This window comes from Zhouia spongiae (genome assembly GCF_022760175.1).
Lineage (GTDB): Bacteria > Bacteroidota > Bacteroidia > Flavobacteriales > Flavobacteriaceae > Zhouia > Zhouia spongiae.
On the sequence record NZ_CP094326.1, the window covers coordinates 1,277,040 to 1,290,412 of the forward strand.

Annotated in this window: 7 protein-coding genes; 2 read left to right on the forward strand and 5 right to left on the reverse strand. The window is 39.9% G+C overall.

Going from position 1 to position 13,373, the window contains the following annotated elements:
- Position 1: 1 nt before the first annotated feature.
- The 5 genes from MQE36_RS05510 to MQE36_RS05530 form a co-directional block, all read right to left on the reverse strand.
- On the reverse strand, positions 2-898 hold the full coding sequence (locus tag MQE36_RS05510) for a DUF1338 domain-containing protein (protein ID WP_242938174.1): 897 nt from the start codon (positions 896-898) through the stop codon (positions 2-4).
- Positions 899-1,003: 105 nt separating this feature from the next.
- Entirely contained in the window at positions 1,004-2,551 is a 1,548-nt protein-coding gene (locus tag MQE36_RS05515; protein ID WP_242938175.1) for a RagB/SusD family nutrient uptake outer membrane protein, read from the reverse strand.
- Between the two features lie 13 nt (positions 2,552-2,564).
- On the reverse strand, positions 2,565-5,966 hold the full coding sequence (locus tag MQE36_RS05520; RefSeq protein WP_242938176.1) for a SusC/RagA family TonB-linked outer membrane protein: 3,402 nt from the start codon (positions 5,964-5,966) through the stop codon (positions 2,565-2,567).
- A 101-nt stretch (positions 5,967-6,067) separates the two neighbouring features.
- Entirely contained in the window at positions 6,068-7,192 is a 1,125-nt protein-coding gene (locus MQE36_RS05525) for a FecR family protein (protein WP_242938177.1), read from the reverse strand.
- Between the two features lie 109 nt (positions 7,193-7,301).
- On the reverse strand, positions 7,302-7,868 hold the full coding sequence (locus tag MQE36_RS05530) for an RNA polymerase sigma-70 factor (protein ID WP_242938178.1): 567 nt from the start codon (positions 7,866-7,868) through the stop codon (positions 7,302-7,304).
- A gap of 233 nt (positions 7,869-8,101) precedes the next feature.
- Between MQE36_RS05530 and MQE36_RS05535 the strand changes: the two genes are divergently transcribed.
- Positions 8,102-10,138 carry an MGH1-like glycoside hydrolase domain-containing protein gene (locus MQE36_RS05535; protein ID WP_242938179.1) on the forward strand — a complete coding sequence of 679 codons (2,037 nt, stop codon included), beginning with the start codon at positions 8,102-8,104 and terminating at the stop codon, positions 10,136-10,138.
- A gap of 191 nt (positions 10,139-10,329) precedes the next feature.
- Complete coding sequence (locus tag MQE36_RS05540) at positions 10,330-13,350, forward strand: aminotransferase class III-fold pyridoxal phosphate-dependent enzyme (protein WP_242938180.1); 3,021 nt, start codon at positions 10,330-10,332, stop codon at positions 13,348-13,350.
- Positions 13,351-13,373 lie beyond the last annotated feature (23 nt).

Below are 13,373 nucleotides of genomic sequence, written 5' to 3' on the forward strand. Positions count from 1 at the left end.
TCTAAATTTTGGTTTGTTCATTGTAGGTGCTTTCGAAAATTTTATCGGCATTGGCCGATTCGAAACCATCTCTTCTGTGTTTGCGTCTGACATCCAGAGGATCCAAATGTTGATATTCCGGTAAAACCAGGCGTTCGGCAAATTCTACATAACTGCCTGAGATTTTCATTTTCTGACCGTTAGCAAATGTGGCCTCGATAACTTCTGCCACAGAACTACTCTGTTTTAGAAGGCCGTCGTTACTTATTTTTATTTTTCCCCCGGCCGTATTAAGGGTGATGCCGATATTTTCCAGGAAAGCATTAAACTTTTCAATAGTGTTATATTCTTCAGGAAACTCGTGAACACTGAGGGTGTAATGGTTTAAATAATATCTGTTGTAAATAACCCAGGCAGCATATTCGCTTTCATTGCCCAAAGCTTTATAATCTTCTATGCTTGGTAATTTCCAGAGAGGTTTATAGAAGAAATCGCCAACAGCTTTCGGATCATCCAAATCGATTTTGTCTAACGGATCATTAATAATGGGATCGGTATATGAACTGATAACATCCTGTGTTGTTTTTGACAGGTCTCCGACCCTTAGTTCGCTAATGAAGATTCTCGGATAATGTTCTTTTGGAGGGGCATACCAATGGGCGTTTAGCTTTTTTTCTTCAAAAAAATAGTAATCGCGTTTCTCGTATCCGTAATGAAGGAATATTTTTTCAAAGGACGCGATCCCCAGGTTTGGAACACCTAAAGTTCTGAAAGCAATATGGTCATTTACAATATCGTTTTCAGAAGCAATAACTCCTTTTTCAATCATTGCTTTGTTTATTTTAGACACATCTGGAACGCTGTCTAAATAGGGGTCAAAAAGGGCCTTGAAAATCCGGTCTAGCTTGTTTTGTAACATTTTTATAGTGTTTGTGTTGTTTTTATAACAAGGCGAATTTAAACAAAACACCCGAAATATTCCGGGTGTATTTGTCAACTTAGCTAACTATTAAAAAGGTCAATACTAATTAACTTCCGGATTTGCCTGAATTTCTGTTAAAGGAACCGGGAAATACGAATGTTTATCAGCACTGAATCCTGTTCTTCCGGCCGCCTGCATTGCTTCGTCCAGTTTTCCCCATCTTCGCAGATCAAAGAATCTGGTAGATTCCAGGGTGAGTTCCATGGTGCGTTCATGCATGATTTGGGTGCGGACTTCTGCTTGTGTAGTAGCAGAGACAGCAGGCATATTTCCATGAATATCCCTGATGTTATTGATGATATTAACGGCCTCGGCAGTATTTCCCGTTTCGTTCAGCGACTCGGCATACATCAATAAAACATCAGCATAGCGCATTAATACAACATTAAGGCCGATATAACTGTTGTTCCAGACATAATTAGGGAGCCATTTCCTGAAATAGGCAGCGTTATCCTTGGCGTCTGCAGATCCATAAGTATCGGCCACCAGCACATCCCATGTGTATCCTTGCATCTCATTGGTATCTGTATTGTTGTAATAAGGGTCTTTAAAATACAAGGTGCCATATAACCTGTTGTCGTATAAACCGTTATTGGCAATTTGCCCTTCTTTTTTCATTTCGTTAACCAAAGCATAAGAAGCTTCCAGGCCTCCCCAGCCTCCGATACACCAATCACCGATAAAGGCATGTAGCCTGGTGGCATTCCATGAAGTCGCGTCACCACTTTTGAATTGAAGTTCAAAAACAGACTCCTGATTGTTTTCATTTTCTCCGTTGAAAATGCTTAAGAAGTCCGGTTCCAGCTGATAGGTTCCGGCATCTACAATTTGCTTAAAAGCGGCGGCTGCATTCGAAAAATCGTCGGCTGTTGATGAGGTTGGGTCTCCTGCCTTGTATAAGTAAGCTTTACCAAGGTATGCTAAAGCAGCGCCTTTGGTCGCTCTTCCCAGATCTTCCGATGCAAGGGTTTCAGGTAACATATTTGCTGCAGTACTGAAATCGTTTAAAATTAATTCCCATACTTCCTGTCTTGTTGCCAGGGGCTTATCGATGTTATCAAGAGTTACCATGGCATCCCTTAATACAATTTGTTCGTACAGAGAAAGTAATTTGAAGTGATAATATCCCCTTAAAAAAGTAGCTTCCCCGACAATACGTTTTTTATCTGCATCGGAGATTTGTCCTGATGTCATCCCGCTTACATTAGTAATCACCTGATTTGCAAAATTCAGGCCCTTATAATTGGTAGACCACAATACATTAAGAAAGGTATGGGCATTGTCATAAGTAAAATTGAATATAGACATCCAGTGTGCATAATTACTGGCATCCGGCCCCGGTAAAGCATAATCAGACCTGAAATACTCAACAACAGGGCGCCCTTCCTGCCATCCGTCCCAGAAATTACTTCTCGATTCCAATTCGGAATATGCGGCAACCAAACCGGCCTCGGCATCATTCACATCTCTCCAGTACACATCAGAGGTTAAACTGTCCGGAGGGGATTGATTCAAAAACTCTTTGTCATCGCAGGAAATCATACCCAGCAATACAATTGTTAATAAATAGAACTTATATATAGATTTCATAATATTTCAGAATTTAAAATTGTAATTGAACACCCAAAATGAACGATTTGCTTCTTGGATATAAACTTCTGTCGATACCTCTCGATAAAATGTTTCCTCCGACTTCCGGATCCAAACCATCGTAATTACTAAATGTAAAAAGGTTTTGTCCGGTTACATAGAGCCTGGCTTTATCAACCATAATAGCATTTAGAACCTTTTGAGGTATTGAATATCCCAACTGAATGGTTTTGATCCTTAGGTAGTCACCATCATGTAAAAATCTGGTAGAAGCCCTGTTGTTACCATTCGGGTCTCCTAAAACAGCTCTTGGAATACTGGTATCGGTGTTAGATGGGGTCCATGCATTTAAGGTTTCACTTCTGAAGTTACGGCCGCTATCCATTCCCAGCATTTCAAAACTGTTTCCGTTGTAGACTTTGTTTCCTCCGACTCCCTGAAAGAATATATTGAAATCGAAGTTCTTATAACCGGCGTTCAGGTTTAAGCTGTATTCGAATTTAGGAATGGCAGTTCCCTGGTAAACAGCATCGCTATCGTCAATAGTACCATCGTTATTCTGGTCGATAAAACGAATATCGCCCGGTTGCGCATCCGGCTGGATCGGAGTTCCGTTCAGGTTATGGGCATCAATTTCCGCCTGATTCTGGAAAATGCCATCAGCCACAGGTAAAAAGAAAGCTCCGGGCTCGTGCCCTACTTTGGTCTGGTTAACAAAATGGTCAGATCCGAATTTAAGACCTACACCGTACAGCACCTGATTTTGGTCGCTTAGTTTTGTCACTTCACTATTAATAGTAGTAAAGGTAGCATAAGCACCATACTTAAAGGCATGTTCTTTATTGTCGTATCCGAGTTCGAATTCCAGGCCACTGTTTTCAAATTCTCCGACATTAACTACCGGACTTAAGATACCGGCAGATGGCTGTATTACTTTTGTAATCAATAAACTTTCTGTAGCGCTTTTGTAGTAATTGATGGCTCCCTGCAGTTTATCTCCCAAACTTCTGAAATCTATACCAATGTTGGCAGAGGTATTGGTTTCCCATTTTAAATAATCATTTTGCAGTTCTCTTGCAATACTTCCCTGATGAGAGGTTTGCGGGTTTCCGAACACATAACCTCCGTCGTCCTGACTCTTACCGGATGCAATCAATGCAACAAAATCATAATACCCCAGGGCTGAATCATTACCTGACTGTCCCCAGCTATAGCGCGCCTTTAAGAAATCGAAGATATCCTGGTTTTTCATAAAGTTTTCCTCGCTTATTTTCCACCCTAATGCAAAAGAAGGGAAGTAGCCGTATTGGTTCTTTTTACCGAATTTGGAACTACCGTCCCTACGGATACTGGCTTGCACCAAATAACGATCTTTCAATGCATAATTAACACGTCCGAATTGTGAGGCTAATCTATATTCTGCATTGGTTCCGGAAGCAGAATACGTTCCGTCGGAAAATGCATTTAATGTATTAAAAGAAGGATCCAATATATCGGCAGGCACTTTCATCTCGTTACCATCTTCATCTTTTTCTATTTTATAGCCTTCCGCCTGGGCATAGGTAGTTCTGTACGGTTCTCTAATTCGCTGGTACCCGGCCAATAGACCAACAGAATGATCTTTTACGGTAAAGTCATAAGTCAGAAAGAACTCCTGGTTAATTCTTCTCGACTCACTATTCTGTTCAGAGATGAAAGCAAATTCCCGGCCTTCTTCCTGTACATCCCTGGCTCTGAAAGGTCTGTTAAAATTAAAACCATAAGTGTTCGTATTCGAAACAGATAAATTGGCTTTTGCGGTTAATCCTTCTATAATTTCATAGCTCAATCCGATATTTCCTAAAAAGTATTTGGATTTGGCGTAGCTGTTTAAGTAAAAATCTTCAGCTATCGGGTTTCTGTGATCGGGAATATCTCCGTCTCTGTATCCATATCCCGATTGCTTGTTTTCGTCATAGACAGGGATCAGGGGGGATATCTGGTATGTTTCACGTAAAGAGAATTTATAATTTTCCCTGTACGTTTCACTATAGTTCAGGTTGGTGTTTATCTTTAATTTTCCTTTGGTTACCCCGATATTAGCTGTAAGCCCTTTTTTTGTGAATTCGGACCCTATTAAAAGTCCGTTCTCATCAGCATAATTTCCGCCAATGCTATAGTTGATATTGTCGGAAGCCCCGCTTATCCTGGCATTGAAAACGTGCAAGGCGCCGTCTCTGTGCGTAGCATCTATCCAGTCGGTATTTACTGCAGGAGGATTGGTGATATATTGTGGCAATGCAGCCCCGGCATTTTCATACATTTGCCGGTGTACACTTACATAACCCTCCGCATCCAGAAGCTTCATCTTTTCACTCGGACTATTGATACTGTATGAAGAATTGATCTCGATTCTCGGTTTTCCGGATTTTCCTTTTTTAGTAGTGATAATAATAACGCCATTGGCTGCTTTGGTTCCGTAAATGGCCCCTGAAGCAGCGTCTTTCAGAACTTCCATGGAGGCAATATTATTAGGGTCTATATAATAAGGATCTGCCTGAACCCCATCGACTATGTACAAGGGTTGATTATTCCCAAAAGAACCAAACCCCCTGATAGTAACATCTGCGGTAGAACCCGGACTTCCCGATGAAGTTACGTTAACTCCGGAAACCCTTCCTTGCAATGCATCCGTCGGACTGGTGGTTACCACCTGGGTCAGATCTTCACTTTTTACAGTGCTGATAGCTCCTGTTACATCGCTTTTCTTTTGAGTTCCATAACCCACCACAACAATTTCATCCAGGCTTTGTGCGTCTTCTTCAAGAGAGATATCAATAACGGTTGAAGAGCCGATGGCCACTTCTTGCGTTTTAAAACCCAAGAACCGGAATATGAGGATCGTATTGTTATCAGGAACTTGTAGCGAGTATTTACCGTCAAAATCAGTTTGCGTTCCTACAGATTCATTCCCTTTAACGGATACCGTCGCTCCGGGTAAAGGGGCTCCTGTATTATCGGTTACCTGACCGGAAATAATGAGTTGAGGCCTAATAGCACTCGTAAAGGACTTTTTTTCTAAAAGGATAGCTCCGTTCGAGGTAAAGGAATAATTAAAATTTCCGTAAGACAAACTCTTTTCCAGAAGAGTTTGTGTTTTAATCGTTCCCTTTTTAACCGTTACTTTAGGTGCATTCTTAAACAGATCAGACCTGTAAATAAAAGTATGTTCAGTCTGATTCTTAATAAGGTCAAAGACCTCTTCGACGGTAAGTTTCGAATCGGCTTTGATAATGATCTTTGAATTCTGAGAAAAACCTGCTTTAGTACTAAAAGCAAAAGTCGTTAAACAACATAAGAAAATAAATGCTCTCATCATGTTCATTAAAATGTTTTCCCCATATCGCATAAGGAATTCGTTAAATTTAGATTTCATAAATTTACGCGTTAGTTAGTTAAATACTTATTTAATTGATTAATCTCACGGGGATGGAGATTTAAATTGTCCAGGTCTAAACTCCATTCCCTTTTCTATGGTTACTTCATAATGATTTTGTTTTCTATTTTTTCAAATTTTGCTTCATTCGTGTTTTCTATGATTAAAAGAATATTTTCCAGGTGTTGGTTTTTGTTGAAAACACCATTAAATTTGGTTCTTCCTGCTTCAGTGTTTTCAATTTCAATAGCTACATTATACCACCTCGACAGCTGTAACATGATTTCTTCTAAAGTCTTGTTTTTAAAACTAAACAGTCCTTCTTTCCATGAAATTTCATCCTGGATGTCTACAGGGGAAATTTGAATAGTGTGTGTGGCCAGGTTAAGTTTTGACTGATTTCCGGGAGTTAGTTCTTTTATTAGATCCTGATGTCCGACAGTTACCTTTCCTTCTACCAGCGTGGTGGCTATATAGGAATCACTTTTGTAGGCTCTGACGTTGAATTCTGTTCCGAGAACTTCAATGTTTTGATTTTGGGATGTAACTAAAAATGTTGAGCCGTTATGTTGAGAGCCGGGAGATACATCGAAGTATGCTTCTCCATAAACCAATTCGACTTTTCTGGGTTTCCCTTTGATAAAGTTTACCGGATATTTGAGTTCTGTTTCCGAATTAAGCCAGACTTTGGTTCCGTCGGCAAGCGTTATAAAAAACTGTCCTCCTCTGGGAATTGTTAATGTATTATATGTAATTACAGGTTCAGGAGTGCCTGCGGGGTCATAAACAAGTTCACTACCGTTGCTCGATGCATTATTGCTTTTATAACTCGAGCCTTTTTCCAAAGCAACACGGGTACCGTCATCAAGCGTGAGAACGGCTTTGTCCGTGCCTATTTTTATCTGGCTTTCAGTTTTGGTAACAGGAACCGATGTTTCTATGTTTTCTTTTTGAACAAAGAAAGGAATCGCTATTATAGCGGCTATAACAGCCGCTGCAGCAACGGCGGTATAGCGCAAAAGTGTTTTTCTTCCGGTAAGTCTTGGGATTATTTTATGGTAGGCTTTCTCTACATCGATCTTACCGGGGGGCTTTCTGTAATTTTCAGAAACATTTTTAAAGTATGATCTATGTTTCTCAGATTCGGCATACCATCTGTCAAATTCAACCTGCTCTTCAGCAGTAAGCTCATTATGAATTTTTTTTATGATGAGTTTAAACTCCATGAATGTCTTTTTTGTATACTATTTGTCCTTATGACAACACAATGATAAAAAAGGGTGACAAAAATTGATAAAAAAACAAAAAAAATGTAAAAAAACTGATATGTGGCTGTTAGTGAAAGCTTTGTAACAGGAGGATCAAAAGAGGTGTAATGGAAGCTGAAATCTTGGTCTTGGCTCTTTTTAATTGTGTTTTTACCGTATTGACAGATATCCCAAGTTCATCCGCAATTTCACTGTATTTATAATTACTTATAAAACGCAAACGAACGATCTCCTGCATTTTAAAAGGCAATTCTGTGATTACCTTCTGAAGCTGAACCTGGATGATTTGTCTGTCGTGCTGTGAGAATGCATCCAGATCATGGTTGCCTATTATAACGGTATTTAGGTCGAGAATGTGTAAGGAGTCCCGAACTTTGATCGATTTCAGATAGTTGAGGCATCTGTTGCGGATCATAACATACATATACGATTTAATAGAATCCCTTATATGCAGATTTTCTGCCTGCTCCCATAAATAAATGAATGCTTCCTGAACAATATCTTCACTTGAGTTTTTATCAAAGAGGTATCCGTTGGCATAAACAACCAATTCTTCATAGAGATCACTGAATAGTTTCTTAAAAACCTTCTGATTCTTTTTCTTTATTTCGGTTAAAATGAATCGTTGACTCAAAGGAAAAAGATTGGTTACTATTAAATTCTTAAAACTCGGGATGGGTTATTGGCAAATATATTTTTTTTTGCGTAATTATTTAATTAAACTGAAAATTTCGTTTTCTTTTTGCGTAATGGTCCCGTCCAATAAGACAACAATTTTTCTTTGTTGTTACTTCATAATGATTTTATATCAGGAAGTTTTACTTCTCTTTTAGATTCTATTTAAAACAATAGAAATAATATTTTATCATGTATAGAAACAAAGTACTTGCTTTGGTGTGCGTTTTGCTTTTTGCCATAGGATGTAAACAACACCCAAATAAGCAGAAGGAAACGACAAAGCCTAAATTGAACTACCTTTATAATACTGCTAATGTGCTTAACTATAAGGGAGTGCCCGTGAATAAAAAAGACAGGAATGCCCTTATGTTCTCAGATCAGGGAGCGTGGTTTGCTTACGGATTGCCCGATGGGCGGGGAAATGGTAACGGTTTTTCGGGCCCTTTCCTGTTAACACAACAGAACGGGGTGTGGGCCGGAAGATCATTATCCGAACTTACCCTGGTAAACGGAGAGAGCGATACATTGGTAGACTGGCAAGAGGATCTGATAGACCAGAGTAGCTATCACAGCCATTTGGAGCAGACCTTTGAAAACAAAAGGCTGAGAGTAGAACAACAATTGGTGTATATGTCTGCGCATACGGCCCTGCAACGTACAAAAATCACCAATCTTTCAAATCAAAGTATAGCATTAGGGATAGAGATAACGGGTAATGTTTTTGACAGTCTGGATATTAATGTGCTTAAGGAAAAAGGCGGAATTAAATTGGTGTCCGACAGATCCGAAGCAACAGGGCATTTAAAACTATTGAATAAGAACAATGAGATAAAGACAACAGGAAACACATTTTCTATTAAACAAACTCCTTTTGTTTTACAGCCCAAAGAAACGAAAGAAGTAATAATGGCACAGTCATTTATTTTTCCCGAATATTCATGGAAAGAAGAAGAGGAACTGATTGATGAAGCCGATTTTGAAAGTGTACTTCTAAAGCGAAAGATAGAAAAAGAAGGACAACTGGAAAGCCTGATCGATAAGCAAAGGACAGGTTTTAAAAAACAAGAGTACACCAATGTACTGGCAAAAGCATTGCTGACGTTACAGAACAATTGGAGGGTTCCGGCCGGTGAGTTGAAACACCAGGGGCTTTTTCCGAGCTATCATTATAAATGGTTTCATGGTTTTTGGTCGTGGGATTCGTGGAAACACGCGGTGGGATTGGTATTGTATAATGAAGATCTGGCAAAAGATCAGATCCGTGCGATGTTCGATTTTCAGCAGGAAGACGGATTTATAGTAGACTGCATCTATAGGGATACCACTATAGAAGCTCATAACTACAGGGATACCAAACCACCATTGGCAAGTTGGGCAGTTGCTGAAGTGTTCGGAAAATCCGGTGATACTGCTTTCGTAAAAGAAATGTACTCTAAATTGAAAAGGTATCATGAGTGGTGGTATGCCAAACGCGACCATGATAAGGACGGGCTCTGTGAGTACGGTTCTACCGACGGTTCTCTGATAGCTGCAAAATGGGAAAGCGGTATGGATAATGCCATCAGGTTTGACGATGCTGAGATCTTAAAGAACTCAGATGGCGCATATTCCCTTAATCAGGAAAGTGTAGACCTGAATGCTTATCTGTATGCAGAGAAATTGTATTTGGCAGCATTAGCGAATGTGTTACATAATGAAACTGATAAGAAGGACTTTGAAGATGATGCTCAACAGTTAAAAGACAGGATTCAACATCAATTTTATAGTGAGGAAGACGGTTGGTTTTACGATACTTCGTTAGACGGTGAACATTTTGTGAAAGGAGCAGGTAGTGAAGGCTGGATTCCTTTGTGGACAAATGTGGCAACCCCAACCCAGGCCGAAGCAATAAAAAATAAAATGATGAATACGGAAAAGTTTTTCACCAAAGTGCCTTTCCAGACCATGGCTAAAGATCATCCGAAGTTTGATCCTATGAATGGATACTGGCGGGGGCCGAATTGGCTGGATCAGGCTTATTTTGGTGTTAAAGGACTTCGCAATTATGGTTATAATAAGGAAGCAGACAGTGCTACAGTTCAAATTTTAAACGGAGCGGAAGGTTTGTTGGATAAGGGAACTTCAATACGGGAAAACTATCACCCGATTACCGGAAAAGGGCTTAATGCTAAAAACTTTAGTTGGAGTGCCGCTCATATTATGATGATGCTAACCGAAGATAATTAGCTTACTTGTTCATGTTATTATGCATAGTGTCAAAATTCAAAATGTCACGTTGAGCATTGGTTGAGATGAAATATATTTCATAGAGAGCACCTAGCGTAGCATATCGAAATGTGTTTTGAATTGAAAATACAGAGCGAAGTTTATGAAGAGGTTTTTATTACTATAACACCAATACATTTTAGTTTCTTGAAATGAATTATAAAACATTACAGATATCGCCACAACAAGCCGAAAATATAGCTTTCGAGCTTTTTGAAGTAAAAGGAAATGCAAAGCCTTTGCCCGGAGAGATCGATTTTAATTTTAAAATTGATGCCGATAATGAAAGTTATATTCTAAAAGTATCACGTCCGGATGAAGATCCGGGATATTTGGACTTTCAGCAACAATTGTTGAATTATGTATCGCATGCAAATCTTATTGCTCCCAAAGTAATAAAAGATAAAAGCGGGAACGATATTTCAGAAATAACCGATGATTCCGGACAAAAAAGGAAGGTGCGATTGTTAACCTGGATCTCCGGCAGGGTGTGGAGCAGCGTAAACCCTCAAACAGATACCCTGCGCTTTAATCTGGGCGAACAATGTGGAGCGCTTGCCAAAGCACTTCTACATTTCGATCATGCTAAAGCCCATCGCAGTTTTGAATGGGACATAGCGCAGGCCGATTGGACGTACGATTATGTGTCGTATTTCAATAAAGAAGAAAAGGATATTATTTCCTTCTTTCAGCAACAATTCAAAGAAGCACAGGCGGGATATAGACAACTTCGAAAAGCTGTGGTACATAACGATGCTAACGATAATAATGTAATTGTATCGGAAGATCTGCAAAACCCCGTGGTTGTTTCCTGTATAGATTATGGCGATGCGGTTTATACGCAAACCATTAACGATCTGGCCATTGTATGTGCGTATGCGATTATGAATCATAACAATCCACTGGAAGCCGCTTTGCCAATAGTGAAAGGATATCACAAAAACTTCCCGTTAAAAGAGGAGGAACTAAGGTATCTGTATGTGGCCATCGCCATGCGATTGGTGATATCAGTTACCAAATCGGCCATTAATAAAATAAAAGAACCCGATAATGAATACTTGCTGATCAGTGAAAAACCTGCCTGGGAATTGTTAAGGAAATGGTATGCTATTAGCGAAGATTATGCACATTTTAGTTTCAGGGATGCTTGCGGTTTTATTGCCCATCCTAATGAAGTTGACTTTAAAGATTGGGCAGCGCAACAAGCATTTTCTGTGGCCGGCCTTTTCCCGGATCAACGTATCGGGAAAGTAACGCCAGTAGATCTTAGTGTATCGAGCAAGTGGCTAGGGCATGAACAGGATTTTAACGATCATGATCTTTTTGAATTCAAGCTTAAAAGACTTCAAAAGCAACATCCGAATACACTTATTGCCGGAGGATATTTAGAACCAAGGCCTTTCTATACAAGCTCTTTGTTTGAACGGATAGGAAACAAAGGAAAAGAACATAGAACCTTTCACCTGGGGGTTGATTTTTGGCTACCGGCTAAAACTCCGGTGCATTGCTTTATGGAAGGGGAAGTGTTTACTGCTGTTCTAGATGAAGGAGAAAAAGGTTATGGCGGACTCATAATTTTAAAACACAAAACCCCTTCTTTTGAGTTTTATTCCTTGTACGGACACTTGTCCAAGGATAGTGTTCAACATTTCAACGTTGGAGATGTCCTTAAAAAAGGAGATAAAATTGGCGAGTTGGGTACCTCAGCTGAAAATGGGGGCTGGGTACCACATTTGCATTTTCAGTTGCTACTTTCCATGCTCAGCTATAAAAATGATTTCCCGGGAGTAGCTTACCATAGCGAACTACCGGTATGGGAAAGTATTTGTCCCGATCCGGGATTGTTGTTTACATCACAGGGATTAAACAGGCATAAGGAGATGCTTAACAATGAAATCATCACCTATAGAAAAGAACATTTGGGGAAAAGTCTGAGCCTTCAATATAAAGTGCCTATAAAAATGGTGCGGGGTGCGGGGCAATACCTTGTAGATCAATACGGCAAAAAATACCTCGATACGGTAAATAATGTTGCCCATGTAGGTCACGAACACGCCAGGGTGGTAAAAGCAGGACAGGAGCAAATGTCACTCATCAATACCAATTCAAGGTATCTGCACGAAAACATAAATCAACTGGCAAAAGAACTCATAGAAACATTACCTCCCGAATTGAATGTTTTGCATTTTGTGAATTCGGGAAGCGAGGCCAACGAATTGGCGATACGCATGATGAAAGCCGCAACCGGAGAAAGAGATATCATAGCTTCGGAGGTTGGGTATCATGGTAATAGTAATATGTGTATAGATATCAGTTCGTACAAATTCGATGGCAAAGGAGGAAAGGGAGCCCCCGAACATACCCATATTTTTCCGCTTCCGGACAGTTTCAGAGGGAAATACAGAGGAAGAGATGCCGGTAAATTGTATGCCGATGAAGTTAAGAAGTGTATTGAACAGGTGCATGACAAAGGCAGAAAGGTAGGAGGCCTTATTGTGGAGCCGATTATTAGTTGTGGCGGACAAATAGAATTGCCTGATGGGTTTCTAAAACAAGCCTATGCATACATAAGGGAAGCCGGAGGAATCTGTATTTCTGATGAGGTTCAGGTTGGCTGCGGACGTGTAGGTAAGACCTTTTGGGGCTTTCAGCTGTATGATGTAGTTCCCGATATTGTAACCATTGGAAAACCATTAGGTAATGGTCACCCGCTGGCAGCAGTAGCTTGTACACAGGAAGTAGCCGATAAGTTTGCCAACGGGATGGAATATTTCAACACATTCGGCGGCAATCCTGTTTCGTGTGCCATAGGAACGGCCGTATTAAGAGTAGTTAAAGATGAAAAATTACAGCAAAATGCACTCGAAATAGGAGCGTATTTAAAGACTACTTTAAATGAGTTAGCCGAAGAGTTCCCTATTATTGGAGATGTTAGAGGCCAGGGACTTTTCTTAGGGATAGAATTTGTAGATAAAGAAATGAGACCACTCGCTGCTCATGCCGATTATACAATCAACAGGATGAAAGACCATGGCATTTTGATGAGTACCGACGGTCCTGATAATAATGTATTAAAAATTAAACCCCCGATTGTATTTACAAAAGACAATGCCGAAGAACTTATCTTCTACCTGAAAAAGATTCTTGCAGAAGATTTTATGAGGGCTTATTAATATTCGGAGGTTGCTTGAAAAGT

Coding starts and splice junctions, on each gene's coding strand:
- MQE36_RS05515 (WP_242938175.1), bottom strand. CDS start 2,551: ATGAAATCTATATATAAGTTCTATTTATTAACAATTGTATTGCTGGGT.
- MQE36_RS05540 (WP_242938180.1), top strand. CDS start 10,330: ATGAATTATAAAACATTACAGATATCGCCACAACAAGCCGAAAATATA.
- MQE36_RS05525 (WP_242938177.1), bottom strand. CDS start 7,192: ATGGAGTTTAAACTCATCATAAAAAAAATTCATAATGAGCTTACTGCT.
- MQE36_RS05510 (WP_242938174.1), bottom strand. CDS start 898: ATGTTACAAAACAAGCTAGACCGGATTTTCAAGGCCCTTTTTGACCCC.
- MQE36_RS05535 (WP_242938179.1), top strand. CDS start 8,102: ATGTATAGAAACAAAGTACTTGCTTTGGTGTGCGTTTTGCTTTTTGCC.
- MQE36_RS05520 (WP_242938176.1), bottom strand. CDS start 5,966: ATGAAATCTAAATTTAACGAATTCCTTATGCGATATGGGGAAAACATT.